This window comes from Thermanaeromonas sp. DSM 22490, assembly GCF_056378755.1.
Genome location: NZ_JBJHHE010000003.1, coordinates 194,204 through 211,157, shown reverse-complemented (window position 1 = coordinate 211,157; position 16,954 = coordinate 194,204). Strand labels below are relative to the sequence as shown.

The 16,954-nt window shown below is 47.5% G+C and carries 17 protein-coding genes and 1 riboswitch; all 17 genes read right to left on the bottom strand.

The features are described from left to right. Positions 1–2 precede the first annotated feature (2 nt). Positions 3–401, bottom strand: a complete 399-nt coding sequence (flgB, locus tag AC1BI1_RS03880) for a flagellar basal body rod protein FlgB (protein ID WP_476715943.1) — start codon at positions 399–401, stop codon at positions 3–5. 159 nt (positions 402–560) lie between these two features. Beyond that, a riboswitch (cyclic di-GMP riboswitch) is annotated at positions 561–675 on the bottom strand. 102 nt (positions 676–777) lie between these two features. Continuing rightward, positions 778–1,848: a bis-aminopropyl spermidine synthase family protein gene (locus AC1BI1_RS03875; protein ID WP_476715942.1), complete on the bottom strand. Its 1,071-nt coding sequence runs from the start codon at positions 1,846–1,848 to the stop codon at positions 778–780. 120 nt (positions 1,849–1,968) lie between these two features. Continuing rightward, positions 1,969–2,184, bottom strand: coding sequence for an AbrB/MazE/SpoVT family DNA-binding domain-containing protein (locus tag AC1BI1_RS03870; protein WP_476715941.1), 216 nt, complete (start codon positions 2,182–2,184; stop codon positions 1,969–1,971). A gap of 32 nt (positions 2,185–2,216) precedes the next feature. Continuing rightward, positions 2,217–2,600, bottom strand: a complete 384-nt coding sequence (locus AC1BI1_RS03865; protein WP_476715940.1) for a hypothetical protein — start codon at positions 2,598–2,600, stop codon at positions 2,217–2,219. Positions 2,601–2,695: 95 nt separating this feature from the next. Further along, on the bottom strand, positions 2,696–3,115 hold the full coding sequence (gene fliS / locus AC1BI1_RS03860) for a flagellar export chaperone FliS (RefSeq protein WP_476715939.1): 420 nt from the start codon (positions 3,113–3,115) through the stop codon (positions 2,696–2,698). Positions 3,116–3,178: 63 nt separating this feature from the next. Then, positions 3,179–4,918, bottom strand: a complete 1,740-nt coding sequence (gene fliD / locus AC1BI1_RS03855; protein WP_476715938.1) for a flagellar filament capping protein FliD — start codon at positions 4,916–4,918, stop codon at positions 3,179–3,181. 41 nt (positions 4,919–4,959) lie between these two features. Continuing rightward, on the bottom strand, positions 4,960–5,319 hold the full coding sequence (locus AC1BI1_RS03850; protein ID WP_476715937.1) for a flagellar protein FlaG: 360 nt from the start codon (positions 5,317–5,319) through the stop codon (positions 4,960–4,962). Positions 5,320–5,416: 97 nt separating this feature from the next. Next, positions 5,417–6,811 (bottom strand): motility associated factor glycosyltransferase family protein, encoded by a 1,395-nt coding sequence (locus AC1BI1_RS03845; protein WP_476715936.1) that lies wholly within the window; start codon positions 6,809–6,811, stop codon positions 5,417–5,419. Then, positions 6,808–7,335: a DUF8042 domain-containing protein gene (locus AC1BI1_RS03840; protein WP_476715935.1), complete on the bottom strand. Its 528-nt coding sequence runs from the start codon at positions 7,333–7,335 to the stop codon at positions 6,808–6,810. The genes AC1BI1_RS03845 and AC1BI1_RS03840 overlap by 4 nt, the downstream gene beginning before the upstream one ends. Next, on the bottom strand, positions 7,329–9,104 hold the full coding sequence (locus AC1BI1_RS03835) for a motility associated factor glycosyltransferase family protein (protein ID WP_476715934.1): 1,776 nt from the start codon (positions 9,102–9,104) through the stop codon (positions 7,329–7,331). The genes AC1BI1_RS03840 and AC1BI1_RS03835 overlap by 7 nt, the downstream gene beginning before the upstream one ends. A 98-nt stretch (positions 9,105–9,202) precedes the next feature. Beyond that, positions 9,203–10,054, bottom strand: a complete 852-nt coding sequence (hag, locus tag AC1BI1_RS03830; RefSeq protein ID WP_476715933.1) for a flagellin Hag — start codon at positions 10,052–10,054, stop codon at positions 9,203–9,205. 226 nt (positions 10,055–10,280) lie between these two features. Then, positions 10,281–11,330 (bottom strand): pseudaminic acid synthase, encoded by a 1,050-nt coding sequence (gene pseI, locus AC1BI1_RS03825; protein ID WP_476715932.1) that lies wholly within the window; start codon positions 11,328–11,330, stop codon positions 10,281–10,283. Further along, complete coding sequence (gene pseG / locus AC1BI1_RS03820) at positions 11,311–12,894, bottom strand: UDP-2,4-diacetamido-2,4,6-trideoxy-beta-L-altropyranose hydrolase (RefSeq protein ID WP_476715931.1); 1,584 nt, start codon at positions 12,892–12,894, stop codon at positions 11,311–11,313. Before pseG ends, pseI begins: the two co-directional genes overlap by 20 nt. Next, positions 12,891–13,622, bottom strand: coding sequence for a cytidylyltransferase domain-containing protein (locus tag AC1BI1_RS03815; RefSeq protein WP_476715930.1), 732 nt, complete (start codon positions 13,620–13,622; stop codon positions 12,891–12,893). Before AC1BI1_RS03815 ends, pseG begins: the two co-directional genes overlap by 4 nt. Before the next feature lie 46 nt (positions 13,623–13,668). After that, positions 13,669–14,913 carry a UDP-4-amino-4,6-dideoxy-N-acetyl-beta-L-altrosamine transaminase gene (gene pseC, locus AC1BI1_RS03810; RefSeq protein ID WP_476715929.1) on the bottom strand — a complete coding sequence of 415 codons (1,245 nt, stop codon included), beginning with the start codon at positions 14,911–14,913 and terminating at the stop codon, positions 13,669–13,671. Between the two features lie 33 nt (positions 14,914–14,946). Then, the gene (locus AC1BI1_RS03805; protein ID WP_476715928.1) at positions 14,947–15,903 is read right to left on the bottom strand and encodes a dTDP-glucose 4,6-dehydratase; all 957 of its coding nucleotides are present in this window, start codon (positions 15,901–15,903) and stop codon (positions 14,947–14,949) included. Continuing rightward, positions 15,851–16,945, bottom strand: a complete 1,095-nt coding sequence (locus AC1BI1_RS03800; protein WP_476715927.1) for a UDP-N-acetylglucosamine 4,6-dehydratase family protein — start codon at positions 16,943–16,945, stop codon at positions 15,851–15,853. Before AC1BI1_RS03800 ends, AC1BI1_RS03805 begins: the two co-directional genes overlap by 53 nt. Positions 16,946–16,954: the final 9 nt, after the last annotated feature.

Below are 16,954 nucleotides of genomic sequence, written 5' to 3'. Positions count from 1 at the left end.
CCTTACCTTCTCCCTTCGTTAATTACATACCGCAACATCCCCAGGCGACCGTTTAACTGTTGCACGGCCAGGTTATAATTAATACTATTCATGGCTAGCTCTACCATTTCCCGGTCAATGTCCACGTTATTGCCATCTTCCCTCATCGAAGTCGTTCGTTCCTGTTCCACCCGCGGCTCTATGGAAAAAGTGCTCCGGGGCAGGTGTTCAGGATGAGTGCGGTGGAGGGATAAGCCCCCTTCTACCTTTAGGGCGCGCCGCAACTGTTCCTCGAAAGTCACATAGTAGCGTTTAAAACCGGGAGTGTTGACGTTGGCTATGTTATGGGCAATGGTGCGCTGCCGCAGAGCAGCCGCATCTAAAGCCCTGGTCAAAACTTCCAGTACCGGCGACAAAAACACTTATAATCTCCTCTTTTTCCTCTTTTTTCGTCTTTATCCTAGATCTTAATAAGAAATTGGCAAAATGTGTATAGGTCTATAGTCCCCATTTCTTTTAGGACTATAGTCCTATCAAAATAGCCCGCTCCTTGCAAGGGCGGGCCTTCCCTCGACCCCGGCGCCGGCAGCCTGGCGATCTTAGCCCTGGCAAACCCGTGAAAATACTCGGTCTGCCAAAGCCTTAGACCCATGGCTTTGCGCGCATCCCCTTTCGGGGAGCTTGCCCTTGACAACAGAGCGCCGAGTAAGAATTTTTTACTCTACAACTGATAATTATTCAACATAAAAAAGCAAAATCCTGCACCGTTCGCCAAAATTTAGGTAAAAAATTTCGTGGTTACTCCTTACCATATATAAGGGCTTCCTCATCCACATACAGTTCACAAATTGCGGGCTCATTTTTAATACCTTCAACATGTCCCAGAGTCTGTATACGGTACATGGCCGAACGGTACCAGTTTATACGTGGCTGTACCTGGACGAAAGGTAGATTAGTTTTGAGGCTGGGGAGAAGGTAATCCCAGTTAACGTAATGGTTGAAATCCTCGATGATATCGGTGAGGGTCACTTTAAACTTGCCTGCTAGCAACTGCTGTAATAAGTTCCATTTTTTTAAAGATGACTCGGCATGGGTTAAACCAAAATAACCGGCACATCCTTCGCCTTTAAGAGCCGTGAGGCCCCGATTAAGGCAAACCTCCAGGGCTTCCAGAGTCTCCGGTGGATCGGTAATAAAGGTATCAAAGTGGCCCACGTATTCACCGGGCAATCTATCCCGGAAGTCATACCTGCGGGCAGACACCGGCAAGTTTTCTTTCCGGGCCACCTCATTAATAAAATTAATGAGCCTTTCGTCGATTTCCAGCACTACTACCTCGCAGGGCATTCCTGAAAGCCCTGCCGCCAGACTAACCAGATCGTCATCGCCCAGGACCAGCAAGCTTTTACCCTCCAGGTCGCCACGGCTGGCCATCAGGGCTATCCGGCTCACCGTAGTCTGCGGCGTTACAAACCCCTGGTCGTACTCGATTATAGGCCGAGGACGTTGGGCTGTCACTTCTTCAAATCTTTGCAGCAAGTCCTCCAGCCCCTTTAAGGCTACTCCCCGGCCCTCACAGGCAGGACAAGTATAAATCTTCCGGGGTCGTATCCCTTCCCGGGCTACCACGTCTTGCCCGGCCAAAGTCAAACTGATTTCTCCGTCCGCCGTGACCTCTACCCAACCTCGCTCAGCCAGGAGGTTTATGGTTCTGGCCACAACACTAAAGGGCAGGCGGGCTAGCTGGACAACTTCCCAAAAGTGGGAGGTTGCGAGCAGGCCCGATATAACTTCCTCGATATCTCGTCCAGTGACCTCGATGCCCGTCTCCTCCCCTACTTTACGGGCGATCTCTTCCTTTAAGTCCATAATATGCCCCCTTCCTGAAGCAGTAAAAAAGGGAAGCCTTGGCGCCTCCCTTGCCAATTTCCTTTACGCTATATTTTTAGCATTTCTCGACCTCGTCCGTCAAGGTTGCTTTATTTATGGCTAGATTCTTAACCCGCTATTTCCCAGCGACTTTGGGTCCTCTGGAGAGTCCTCCAAATAATCCCTCAGGACTATCCGTCGTAAAATAACCTTTTCTCCCTGTACTTCTACCGCCACATGGTCTCCTGCTTCCCAGGCCAGGAGTTGCCTGATTTCCTTTGGTATAACTATCTGCCCCCGGCTGGAAAGTTTCGTAATAGCGATATTACGACTCACTCCATTGACCCCCTACCCCAGGCCCCGGTAGCTCATTTCCGGCGGTCTAAGCACCTTGGGACTATCTGTGTATTACGCTCATAGGCTTGCGCCACCCGTTGAGCTTTAAATAAAAGCTGCAGCTCCTCTTCCATCATTGCCCTATGGTGACAAGCCAGGTCTACAATTTCCTCATGTAGACGCAGGCATTCTGATAACACAGTTAAGAATGTCTGCCACGCTTCTTCCTTAGCCAGCTCCTGCCCAGCAATAGCTTGACTTAAATCTCCCAGCCGGCTTCGCCAGTTATTGGCTTCCTGCAGCAATTCGGCAAGTTGGGCAAAATCACCTGCAGCCACAGCCTCCTTTTGCCGGCAAAGTATTTCCCGTAACTCTTCTAGAGCAGCCACCTGCTCTGGAATCGCTCGCCTCTCCACTGTCTAAATCCTTTCCTTCCAGGCTTTTCTTCTACCTTTACCTGAAGGGTTCGTCAACCCGGTGCCCAAAACTTCCTCCTGGCGCTGTCCCTCTTTTAACCCCGCCAGTTTAATTCAGCCGTCCTGGTGCGGTAGTCATGGCTGTGGTAGCGCCGGGTGGCCTCCTCCCAAGTATCCCGCAAATCAGTTAACATGCTTCTTACATCGATAATATGTTTTGTGCTCTTCTTCACATTAGCCTCAATAAGCCAGCGGTACATAAAATCGTATAAGCGGTAAAGATTACGCGCTATTTCCCCTGCTTCATAATTTAAAGTCACCATCAGTTCGCTCAAAATCTCCTGCGCCCGTCCAATATAATAACTTGTCTTGGCATAATCCTTTTTCTCCATGGCCTGTAAAGCCTGGCTGCAAAATTTAATGGCGCCGTCATAAAGCATAAGCACCAGTTTTTCTTGGGACAGGGTCTGTACTTGATTTTCCTGATAGGTCCGGTAGGGATCAGATGTAGCCACTATCTTCACCTCACACAGTGCAGTTTTATTTCTAGCTCCAGCACTAAGTATTAGGCTCGCCGACTATTTGCGAGCCGCTGGACTGTAAGCGTTAAGCCCCATAATCTGTGAGCTCAGCCAGGCTCCTTGGGACTGGAGCATACTTAGAGCCTTCTCCATGGCCGCAAATTGCTTTTTTAGCTGTTCCTCCTTGGCCGCCAGGCGTTCCTCTAGCCGGTTTATCTGGTCTTCTAAGTCATCCATTATGTCCTGTAGAGACTGCTCTTTAGTCGTTAGTATGCCATTGCCTGAACGGACAAGCGCATTAATATATGTATCAAGTTTTTCCGCCACGCCTTTATCTGCGCTGTTTTCAAATAAGGCCAAAACAGCCTTGGGGTCATCCTCTAGAGCGGCTGTGAGTTTGGTTGTATCCAGAGTAAGCTTGCCGCTCCTGTCAAAGGTAAGGGTACCGCTCCTGACGACTGAGCCGGTTGAAATACCTATATCCCACAGGGTACGATATTTACCACTTGTACCCTCTACAATCCCAGTCACCATTGTCCATAAGCTCTGCTGTATCCTGGCCAGAGTGGGATCCCCTTGCAAATCGCCGCCTTTACCGATTTTAGTGCTAATAAAATCCATCACCGAATTATACTGGTTCACAAAATCCTGAATAGCGTTTAGTGCTGGTGCTGTATCATTGGCAATTGTAAGGGTTTCGTCTATGCCCGTCGCTTTGTGCAAAGTCAAAATTACCCCTGGTATAGCATTGGTTACTGTATTAGTTGCGCTCTTTACCAGCAGTCCATTTACCCATACCTCGGCATCTTGCGCCGGCTGAAGGTCATTATTGACTCCCCCGTTTAACAAACCGAGACCAGTCAGGACATTACCACTTACCTCTTCTAGCGTAATCCTCGCCAACTCCCCCGTATTATCTCCTGTCAGTAGCAGCTTATCGTTAACAATGCTGGCGGTCACGCCTGCCCGGGCATTATTAATAGCATCTCTTATTACCGTTAAGTCGCTGGTAGGATTGCTAATAGTTATTTCCCGTCCATTAATTTTAAAAGTACCACTGACTTTTCTCGCCTCTACAAAACGGTAATCAAATAATTCAGGGGTAACGTTGCTGTCCGTTGTAGATAATACAGCCTTGAATTTAATTTGAGTAGCCCCTCCTACATATATCTCTGTTCCCGTACTCCCCGGATCGGCTATTTCTATCCAGGTTGTACCGTTATCTGTAGAATAATAATACTTAATATCTGTACTGGCGGGTTTAGAAGCATTGGCGTAAAACCGCAGATATGATATTCCGCTAATTGATTTATTCTGGGAAACAATCTCTTTGGGGCCGCTATAAGGAGCACCTGCGCCAAGGGTAACTTTACCCTGATTATAATCAACATAAGCAGTAGTTTGGGCTAAATCGATATTACTTGAACCAATAAAAGTATCTTCAAGTATACTTCCCAGTAGAGTCGATTGAATAATTTCAGCCTGAGCCAGCTTATCTACTCGAATTTTATAACTACCGGTAGCAGCCGTAGTATCCGCCGTGGCCGTAAAAGTACTTTCATTGCTTGAAATTGCCTTCCGTGCTTGAAAGGTAGAAGAAACCTTCAAAGAGGCTACCTTACTTTGTAAAGTGCTCAGCCGCGTATAGACATCATGCCAAGCATCTTTTTGGATTTGCAATGTGGATTTGCGCTGCTGAAGCCTTTTTACCGGTGTTCTTTCAAGCTCCATGAGTTGCTTAATTAGAAGTTCTGTGTCTAAGCCGGAAGCCAGACCGCTTATATATAGGCCAGCCATTAGGCCTTCACCCGCCTTTACCCTTTATCTTCTGCTTGTAGCTAAATCAACTCGTCTAACAATAAGCCCACCAGATGTTGCATTTGGGTGGCAATTTTGAGTACGCTTTCTGGGGGAACACGGCGAATGACCTTGCCTTCAGCAGCATCGATTACCAGCACATATATTTCTCCCTTTTCGTGATCTAATTTGAACCGCAACTTGATATTAAAAAGCTCTGTGGCCGCATTGAGCTTTTCGACAGAGCGTTCCAGATTCTCCTGGGAGTATTGGGATTGTTCCTGCTGCTCACGCTCTTCTCCGAAAGTTACGTTGATTCTCTTGGCATCTTGAACCGCTGGTTTCTGAGTCTGGCTCTGTACCTGGTTAAGAATTAAGGAATCTACGCCTTCTACCCGCACTTTCCTGTCACCTCCCCACGCCTGCGACGATTTCAGTACTTAATATCGACATGGATTAACAGCGCTTAAGTAAAATAATCTGACTATGGCTATAAACTTATAATTTCTTCATAAAATAGGACATAAAATAGGACATACTTTTAAGTTCTTTGTGTTCGACTTGTAATATCTCTTCTTTAACTTTAGTTAGACTCTTTTCTTCAGCCCCGCGAATCCTCGCCCCTGCCGCTGTAGCGTTGATAAACCTCCGCCCCTGCTCCTTAGCTATCCTCTGTTCAATCCACCTTCGGTATATGTTCAAGCTGCGGCTGGTCGGAACAAGTCGGCCGTCAAGCCCCTCAACCATTAAACTTTTGTCTACTGCTACACTTTCCTCCCCATAGACTGAACCTTCAACATGAGTCCGGCCACCAGGATAGGCCAGATCTTGACCTACAAAAATAATAGGATTACCACCCCATTTGATTAAGATATCTAAAGCCGCAGTTGCCACCGAGCCCCCTGTTTCTACTCGCCAACTTTCTCCACCTGGACATGGCACCTCCACCCCTTGCTGATAAGCCATGATTACTGGTCCCCGATAATCTTTAATCACGCGAGGATGAACCGTAGGGAAAGCAATTAAAGGAATTCCCTCAACATTCTCTATCTGCCGCCAGACTATTTCCTGGGGATCTAAGACAATTATAAAGTGCGGCCGGATGCCGGCCGATAAAAGGGGTTTAGCGGCTGTCCCCACAGCCATCATTAGAGCCCGGCTTTCCATACCCACCAACTCGGGTAAACTCATTTTTAACGAGGGGCCTGCGGCAACCAGAATCATGGGAAGCCCTTGGAAGGTATTTTGAAAAAGAGAAATGTCTGGGAGTGCGTCCCAACCCTGTTCTGCCCAAATACGCAAGTTGTGTTGAACCAGCTCTTTAAATCGCTGATTTGTATTTTGTCTAACCGCGAAGGACAATAATGCCTCTCGCAAACTGCTTGCCCAATCGGGGATTACTGTTACTGCGGGACGATAGAGCAAGAGGGAGTGACCTACTCTTAATCGCCTGCTCATTATGGCTGTTAGTTCAGTAATCTCATTGGTTACGACCAGCTCCACCCGAGGATCGGTAATGATATCCTCCCATAAAATAGCTCCTAGAGCTGTCCTAAAGAGATCAACTCCCAATTGTAAAATCGTAATCTTTTTAAGTTTGACAGCCAACTTTAATAACTCTTGTACATGATATCCCAGGCCTGCTCCATAAAGTAAAGCTTCTCCCTTAACCCCAGTTACATTGGCTTCGGCCCACCGCCTTGCTTCCGTCAGGGGATCGTAGCGGCTGTGGAGATAGCTCCACCTGCCTTGAGAATAAACTTTGAGGGTGGGAAACCCCTTAGGAGTTATCTCTATCTGTGATTCGTAGAGGGGTTGGGCCTTGGTTATCTCTTCTAGTAGGTGGGGGCAATGAACTTGTAATAGGTTCAGGTTATGGGTGAATAAACTCATATCTTATTAAGTGTCGCTCCCCATTCATTTAAAAGAGGTGCGAGTTCATACTCAAAAAGGTCAGAAATTAATACGTAATCCCTGCTATGCCAGGCAGCCAGCAGTTCTTCCGCTTTCTCCTTAAAGGTCAAAATTTTTTCCTGCGAAAAGTACCCGGGTTCCAGAGTATTTATAGCGTTCACTGCTTGGATCAACCAGTCCAAACCGTTAATAAGGTGTAAAACAAGATCAAAGGCTTCGCCTTCCTGTCCACTTTGGAGCAAATAGGAAACCTTACGCGCCCCCGCCTCTAGCTTGGGCAAGTAATCCCTTACAGATTCTTTGGCCTCCGTTAAGAGTTGCTCCAGAGGTAGACTGGTGATCCTTATTTCCCTAATACCCTCTTCTTGTAAGGCCTGTTCCAGGGATCCCTCGTATTCCCGGCCATCAACCTCGATTTTGCTCACCACTTCCTTTGTAGCAGCTAACCAGGCAAGGACATCGTCCTCTTTAGCCCATTCTCGGTTGTTGAGCAGTATTAACATACCTTCTCCTCCTTTCTCATCCCCCCAAGCTTATCGGAGGCTTTTAACATGGCTCGCCGGACAATTTCAATCCCCTCTACCAGTCCCTCATAAAGGAACTTGGATTTCCTGGCGATGCGCAAACCCTCTTTTTGCCAATCATCCGCCGGTTGGGCAAAAGGCCCTTTGTTGAGCTGGAACCATATAGGTTGAAAAATCAGGGCGATTGGCAGCAGCTCATCCCGCATGGCTTGTAGCTCAGCATCGACTCGATCCAGGCGTTTAAGCAATTTGTTTATTTGGTGCGGGTCCGGTGCCCTGGAGAGGAAAACGTTTTCTAATTCTTGGGCTAACCTTGCTCCTAACCGGCCTACCTTCACGGCCTTTTTCATTGCTTTTTCTTCTTCCCTTATCCTTTCAGCTATGGCTGCCCTTTCTTCTTTATCCGGAGGTTTATAAGAAGAGCAAATTTCCTTTATCTTTCCTTCCGGGTTAAAATCCTCTTGGCAGTAGCGATCAGCTGCCTCGCCTAATGTCATCCCTTGCGTGCCAGCTATTTTAGCTCCCCCTTCGGTCGCGTTAATAATTTGCCGGTCTCCGGCCGTGAGGGCAATCTGGGTTTCCAGATACTGCAGCATTCCGTACAATACGCGGTCGGTTAATACTTTCCCGCCGTCAATGCCTTCTATTTCTAAGAGCCGGGAAGCTTGTTGAGTAGGCTCCCTATTTTCGTAAACCGTACCTCTAGCATGAGAACGCCCACCTGTAAAAGCCAGGTCTTGCCCGATAAAAATAATGGGGTTAAGGCCCAATTTTAAAGCAAAGTCAAAGGCCATGTTGGCCACCGAAGGACCCGTGCGCACCGGTTCTGAAAAATGTAAACCTAGTTTGGTCAGCCAGCTATTAAACTCCTCTAAAAAAATGCTGGCAATCAAAGGACCTTTATACTCCGCTAAAATGCGCGGATAAATTACTGCGTCGAACAGCAAGGGAAAGGAGGAAGTATCTACTCCTTCAAAGTGCCTGTAATTGGGCTCTCCACCGTCCATGGAAACTGCTATATCCGGAGTGATTCCCTGGTATAGGACAGGTTTGAGGGCGGTTCCTACCACCAGGATGACGGCTCGCCCTTTGATATTTTTAAGCAAGTGAATATTTTTGTTTAAAGAAGGTCCGGCCGACACAATAATACCAGGTCGATTAGGAAAGGCATTAAAAAATTTATGGGCCGGAATGGCCGTACACACCTTATTTAAATTCTCAAATACATTCTCTGTCCAGGCGCGAGAAAAACAAAGGGTAGTAGTAGCGGAAACTAAAAGATTGAATAACGCATCATTGATTTTACGCCGAGTTTGCAGAAATTCCTGGGGAAAGCAGCGCTTTATAGGCAAGTATTCAAGTACCTTAACCTTTTCCAGGCGGAATTGATCAATAAGCCCGGTAAGAAAATTGGTCAAAGGTTGTGTATGATCAAATAGGATGACTTTGCCATCTTTTATAAGTTCTTCAAACACGATTTTATCTTTACAATAATTTTGTAGCTCCTGAGAAGGCTCTAAGGCAATGATTTTTCCTTCGATTTTGTCTGCCAAAGCTTCTACGTGGTAACCTAACCCTATTCCTACCACAATAACAATGTCGTCAGGAGAACAATCAATGGCTTCTGCCCAATGAATACCCTCAGCTACAGGATCATAGCTGCTGTGGATCCACATAGACGGATTGCCACATTTTAAAGAAAGGGCGCCGTTTTTGGCTAAAGCTAATTCGATCTGGACTACAGACATTGGAACATCTGCCTCTACCTTGTTAGTGGTTAGTAAGCCGGCCCCCAAAGCAGCCGGCTTACTGTATCACATTGAGCTGGAGTTGAAAATAAGCTACCCTACCGTAACAAAGTAAGTACCGTGGCCGGCAACTGGTTGGCCTGGGCTAGCATGGCAGTACCGGCCTGGCTGAGGATCTGGCTCCTGGTAAAGGCCATCATTTCTTTGGCCATATCCAGATCTCTGATACGGGACTCCGCGGCCGTCAAGTTCTCGGCAGCCACGCTCAGATTGGCGATAGTATGCTCCAGGCGGTTTTGCAGGGCGCCCAGTTTAGACCTTTCCGTAGATACTTCATTGATGGCCGCATCGATGCGGGTGATGGCCTGTGTGGCTTTTGTATAAGTGCTTACACCGGTACCTTTTAGGGCTGCAACTCCTCCTGTGGACCCAAGAGCATTAGCTTTCATAGTGCTAATTGTCAAGGAAATTTTCTGTCCAGAGTTGGCGCCCACTTGGAATTTTAACGCTGGCGAATTTGTTGCTCCGGCCAATGCACCGTTCAGCAGTTTCTTAGTATTAAATTCCGTATTATTGGCAATCCGGTCGATTTCGTCTATCAGTTGATCGATTTCTTTTTGAATTTGTTGACGATCAGCAGTTGTATTGGTATCGTTGGCCGCCTGGACCGCCAGTTCGCGCATCCTTTGCAGAATCGCATGAGTTTCATTGAGGGCGCCTTCCGCCGTCTGAATTAATGAAATACCATCTTGTGCATTGCGGATGGCCTGGTTTAATCCCCTGATCTGGCCGCGCATCTTTTCACTTATGGCCAAGCCCGCTGCGTCATCCGCCGCCCGGTTAATGCGCAGGCCCGAGGACAGCTTTTCCATAGACTTGCTCAGGGCATTATTAGTAATAGTCAGGTTCCTGTACGCATTGAGGGCTGAAATGTTCTGGTTGATACGCACTTTTGCTTCATCCTCCTTGACTGAAATTGGGCATCCTTGCCTTCAAGTGAGAGCTACAACCCACTTAGGGGTTATAAAGATACATCAGACCGGACCTACCGCTTTACCTCACCCCCTTTGGACTTTTATGGCCAGTTTCCCATTGCCCCATTTTTAGATATCGGCACACACCCCGCATAGTTTATGTCTAAGATAATATATAGTTTTCTCTTGCTTAAAAACTTGCTTAACAAACCAGCCCCCATTCTAAGGGGGTACCACAGGGGATATCTCTCGCAGCTCGACGGCCCAGAATGTCTTTTAGGTAGCGCGGGTGGAGGCCGTGGCCAGGGCGGATGGAACGTACATTTTGTTCACTAAATACCTCGCCCGCTCGCATATCTTTAACCACAAAAAGGGAGCGCCTGAATACCTTACTCGTGGCTTCCCCTTCGCCGACGCCATAGTAAACTCTGCCTAGGGCCTTCTCTGTGGTGCGGATAGCCTCTACCATGGCCTTGAATTCGTGCGGCTCCAGGGAAAAAGCGCTGTCAGGGCCTGGTATGCTCCGCGAAAGGGTAAAGTGCTTTTCCACAAGGCAAGCGCCCAGGGCAACAGCTGCAACGGGGACAGCTATACCTAGGGTGTGATCGGAGAGGCCTACAGGAACCCCAAAGGATTCTGCCAGGTGGGGGATAGTGCGCAAGTTCACCTCTTCAGCCGGTGCAGGATAGGCACTGGTACATTTAAGGAGGGCGATCTGGGTCGCTCCGGCATCACGGGCAGTCCGGACAGCTTCTTCGATCTCTCCCAGGGTAGCCATGCCCGTAGAGATAATTAGGGGCTTGCCGGTACGAGCCATCTTTTCTATGAGGGGGATATCCACAATTTCAAAAGAGGCGATCTTATGTACAGGCACTCCTATTTCTTCTAGGAAGTCTACAGCTTTAGGATCAAAGGCAGTGGAAAAGAAATCAAGCCCCAGTTCTTCCGCCACTTCCTTGAGTTTAGGTTGCCATTCCCAGGGAGTGTACGCTTCGGCGTAGAGGTCGTAAAGGGTTTTTCCATCCCATAGCGTTCCACCCCCAATACGAAACTCTGGCCTGCTGCTCCTGACGGTGAGTGTATCGGGTGTATAGGTCTGGGCCTTAACTGCATCCGCCCCGGCTTCCTTGGCAGCTCTAATGAGTTCCACAGCCTGCTCAAATTTTTGATTGTGGTTGGCTGATAACTCAGCTATTATATATACCGGATAACCGGTTCCAATCCTTCGCCCATTAATCTCGATGTATGGCATCAAAATCCTCCTCTACCTTTGATAATTGCCAGTTTTGTTTACCAGACCTGGTACAACTTAGATGTATTACCTCCTGCCCATGAACTACTTTTGTATCTATTATAGTAAATCCTGCTTTCTTAAAGGCGCAAAGAGAAGCCTGATTGTAGGGCTTGACATAAGCATGAACAGTTACAACCGGGGTAATTCGAAAAAGCTCATCAACGGCTACCTGGATTAATTCAGTTCCATATCCACGCCCCCGAAAAGCTTCAGATATGCTTACAGAAATCTCCGCTTGGATATCGGATATATCAAATCGCACCTGTCCAATAGGGTACGAGCCCTCATTTGTGGCAATAAAGTGCAAAGTGTTGAGGTCTTTTTGCCTACTTTCAAACCAACGAAGATGCTGCTCCCAAGGTATAGGCTCGGAAGAGAAAGAATAGTTACGCACAACACGATCGTTCGCCCACTGCCATAAAAGGTAGCAATCTGGCGGAAAAACAGGTCTAAGGCAAATGTGTTCTCTCTTTTGTCCCAATAGTATGTTTATAACTCGTAATGCTCCTACTCCATCGACCAGCTGTCGTCCACGTAAGGTCATAAGACTACGAAGATTTCCATCCAACATTATGCGCTTTGTCTTTTCGGCAATTAAGTCCACGTCTAGCGCTAGGTTAGTCTCATCTTGATACAGTCCTTCTACGAAACCCCATTCCGTTAATACTTTTGTAACTTCCCATTGATTATGGGCAATGGTCAAGGTAAGCGTAGGTACGCCCATAAAAGCAAGTTCCCAAACAGTGGTTCCCCCCGCCGAAATAGCTACATCTGCCCAGGCCATGAGTTCAGGTATATTAGACGCACTCTCAATCAACCGGATAGGAACTCGGGTAGATCTAACTAATTGGCGTAAACCTTCCCTATGCCGGTTCGAAGGGCCCACCAAAACTGTTGCTTCTAGGCCTGATATATCTAACTGAGCAATTGCCCGGATTACCTTAGAGGTAACATTATCCGGGTCACTTCCGCCCATGGTCACTAGAACCTTCTTGGCTACTTCGGGAACCTCTCGCCTATAATTACGCCAGGCCCAAAATTCTCGCCGCAACAATACATAGCCCGTACCCATGAGTAAACGTGTGTAAGGTTCACAGGAATAATGCAAGTTACGGGCGTTAATATTCTGGTTTAGCACCATATCAGCATAGTAATGGTCCAGATGGGCCAAATCATCAACGACCAGCAAACGATAGCCTGCCTCTTTAATCCCATGCTGATAGGGAGAATCAAAATGATACCCGTCCAGCACCAACCAGGCCCCGGGATGGGACGCTAGCACGTTTAGCGTGGTTTTTAAGTCGGTAGGATCAGGATGTATATTTTGTAACTCCACTGTGTGGAAGCCTTCGTTGCGGAGTCGCTGCTTTAAAACGTGGCTATCACATGCTGTAACAAAAATCGTTTGACCACCATGCTCCTTCCATGCCTGCGCCAGGGCCAGGCAGCGCATTAGGTGCCCGCTGCCAATCTTAGTATTAGCGTCGGCACGAATAACAAGAAACTCCTCTTGGTGCCTCAAGGAACCACCTTCTGCGCAATATTTCTGTTCAGTTCCAACCATTCCGGATGGTCACTGAGCAATTTCAGCACATCTTGCCAGGAGAACTTACTGTTCCCGAAATGCTCAAAAACTTTGCGTACAAAAGCTAAATCCTCTATTGTATCCACTGTCCAGCGCATATCCGAATGGTCTACAGTATTGGTCACCGCTTGAAGCCTGAACTTTTCCGGATGCCGATAAATATAAGGAGTAACATGTTCTCTCCAAGCTGGATCTGTATCTTCCCTCCACGCACGTTCCAGAGCAGTGATGGAAAAGACCTCTGTGTCCAACCCGCGGGGAAAGGTTCGCGGTGGCAATATGTTGCTAGCATAATCTAATTCCGGTTGACCCCTTAAAAATGTCTGTACCACCTGTTCCACTACTTCAGGGTCGATCAATGGACAATCAGAAGTAATGCGGACAATAACATCTGCACCGTAATGGAGTGCAGCTTGGTAATACCGGTCCAGCACATCCTCTTCACTGCCTCGAAAATAAGGCCATCCCTGGGTCTGGCATAAAGATACAATGACTTGATCCACCTCATTCGTAGTCGTGGCGATAACCACTTCCTGGACCTGCTGTACCTGGCGAGTTCGTTGTACGACATGCCAGAGCATGGGCTTGTCTAAAATGTGCATAAGAACTTTGCCTGGAAGTCGAGTAGAACCCATTCGAGCCTGGATAATTGCAATTACCCTCATTTTATTTCTTCTCCAGCGAGCTCTTTATCATTTGGCTGTCTCAAGCTTATGTCTTGCACCGGACCATCCCGCCCTCAGCGCACGCCAATCTTTTAATTGCATAAATCACACTTTCAACATCCTCTTCTTTCATCTTGGGAAAAAGCGGCAATGTCAATGCCCGGCGGTAATACTTCTCCGCCACCGGATAATCCTTAGGCTTGATACCTAAAGGATGGTAAAGGGGATGGCGGTACACAGGAATATAATGGAGATTAACTCCAACATTATTGGCTCTTAAGCATGCAAACAGAGCGTCCCTATTTAAACCAGCTTTGTGCTCATCTACTTGAATAACGTAAAGGTGCCAAGAGGAACGAACGCCTTCCCTCTGATAAGGTACAATAATACCGGATAAGTTAGCAAAAGCCTCGTTATAGGCTCTTACTATAGCTTCGCGGCGCTCCAGGAAATAGTCGGCTTTTTTGAGTTGACTCAAGCCTAAAGCGGCCTGAATGTCGCTCAAGCGGTAGTTATAGCCCAAGAACTGTACTTCATAGTACCAAGGGATTGCTAATTTACCGTTACCCAATATATTACCGGAATTCAAATGCTTGGCAGCTCCAATTGTATTCTCTGCCCAGGCGCTCCACTTTTCCGGCTCCCTAGTTATGCCATGATTGCGAAACATAAGGAGCTTTTCGTAAAGCACCTGCGAATTAGTAGTGACCATGCCTCCTTCTCCGGTGGTAATATGCTTTACCGGGTGGAAGCTGAAAATGGTGAGGTCGCTTAAACCTCCGATACGCCGCCCTTTATATTCAGCTCCCAGGGCATGGGCAGCGTCTTCGATAACTATTAGGCCGTGTTGGCTCGCCAGCCCGTGAATGGCATCCAGGTCGCAAGGCTGGCCGGCAAAGTGGACGGGGATAATAGCTTTGGTACGCGGCGTTATCTTGCGAGCAATATCCTCGGGGTCGATATTGTAGGTCCTCGACTCAATGTCCGCAAAGACAGGGGTGGCGCCCATATAGAGTATGCAGTTGGCCGTAGCCACGAAGGTTATGGGAGTAGTGATTACTTCATCTCCCGGCCCAATGCCGGCAGCAAAAGCTGCCGCATGCAAGGCTGCCGTACCACTGGAAAAGGATACGGCATACTTGGCACCCACATAGCTCGCAAAAGCTTCTTCGAATTGTTTAACTTTGGGGCCTGTAGTAAGCCATTCACTTCGTAAAACTTCTACCACTGCCGCAACGTCATCATCATCGATCCACTGGCGGCCATAAGGAATAAAATCATTAGTCCCCATAGGTAAGATAAACCTTTCTCCTAACGAAAAACTTTATTTTGTTTTTCTAATCCATTCCGCAGTAAGTTGTAAACCTTCTTCTAGATTAACCTTGGGTCGCCATTCAAGAATTTCAGTAGCTAGAGTGTAGTCGCACCTTAACTTGGCAATTTCGCTCTGGGGGTGGATATGGGGCACGTGCTCGATAGCCTGGCTACGTTCACCAGCAAAGTAAGCTGAAACAATCAGTTCAGCTAATTCATTTATAGTTACGTCTTTGCCTGTACCGGCATTCAATATGCTCCCTTCAGCCACTCGGTTTAAACCAGAGCGTACAACAAAATCGGCGCAGTCCTCCACATAAAGAAAATCCCGGGTCTGTTTTCCCGTACCATAAACTTTGAGGGTTTCGCCTCTTAAAGCGCGGCTAAGGAAAATGGCTATGACGCCGCCTTCACCATTAGTTTTCTGGAAAGGACCGTAAGTATTAAAAGGCCTCACTATTACTGCCGGCAGGCCGTAAGCGTAATAGTAGGATAAGGTTAAATGTTCGCCCGCTAGCTTGGCAGCCGCATAAGGTGAGGCTGGTTTTACTGGATGATTTTCATTGATACTTCCCTCTTCCGGGCAAGGAGCGTAAACCATACAGGTGCTCATAAAAACCATCTTGGTGCCCTGTTGTCGACAGGCTTCCAAGACATTGAAGGTACCCATTATGTCATTTTCTATGGTCGTGCGAGGATTATCAATGCTATCTTGGACATTAATACAGGCCGCAAGATGATAACATAAGGCGAATTTGTGCTGGGCAAAGGTTTTTTCTAATAGGTTTAAATCTTTTATGTCTCCTTCTATAAGTTGGAAGTTTGGGTGACTGATAAATTCTTTAATATTATCTTGACTGCCACTCGAAAAGTTATCGAGAACTGTTACCTGATGGTTTTCTTTTAATAAGTGTTTAACTACCCACCGCCCGATAAATCCGGCTCCCCCTGTAACCAAAGCCTTCATATGTTGATCCTCCCGAAAATTCTGCTTGCACCGCAAGTAAACCTTCCTGTTGAAGCAGCTCTTCTATCTGCGGTTTAGTTAATGGCAAATAATCACTGGAGCAATAACTGTTCTTTTTAACTGGCCAGGCACCGGGGTAGGGCCCTCCCGGCGTATAGGGCCCCGGAATAATAAACATCTGGGGCAATTCCCATGCCAACATAGCCTCGTCAGCAGTCATTAACTCTTCAAAACGCTTTTCGCCAGGGCGAAGGCCGATAAGTTGAACAGGAATATCTGGCGGTTGATAGCCGTAAACAGGAGCCAGATGTTCAATGAGCACCTCCACTAAATCGCCAAGCTTAACTACGGGCATCTTTAGAACAAAAACTTCTCCTCCCCTGGCCATATAACAAGCCTGTAAGGCTAGTTTAACTGCCTCTTGCCGGCTCATCATAAACCTTGTCATCTCAGGATCAGTGACCGTTACCGGACCACCCCTAGCTATCTGCTGGTGAAAAAGAGGTATTACTGAGCCACGGGAACCAAGAACATTACCGAATCGCACACACGTAAAAATTGTGCGCGCCCTGCCTTTAGAAAAGGAAGCGCTGATGACCAGGCGTTCTGCCAAAAGCTTGGTGGCCCCCATGGTGTTAGCCGGGTTAATGGCCTTATCACTACTGGTGTATACTACTCGCTCGACATTTTCAGCTATAGCTGCTTGGATGACATTTTCGGTGCCTAATACATTCGTTTTAACCGCTTCGAAAGGATTATATTCACAGGCGGGAACATGTTTTAAAGCAGCGGTGTGAAAGACAATGTCTACCCCGGCCATGGCTCTTGTTAAGCGCTCATAGTCCCTCACATCTCCCAGGAAAAAGCGCACATTGCTGTACTCCTGGAGCTCCTGCTGCATCCAGAACTGCTTTTCTTCGTCTCGACTATAGATGCGGATGACTTCAGGTTCATAACGCAGAAGCTCGTTTACGAGGGCTTTACCTATGGTACCGGTCCCTCCGGTTACCAATATTTTCTTCCCCACCAGCAGGTCGCGCATATTTACCCT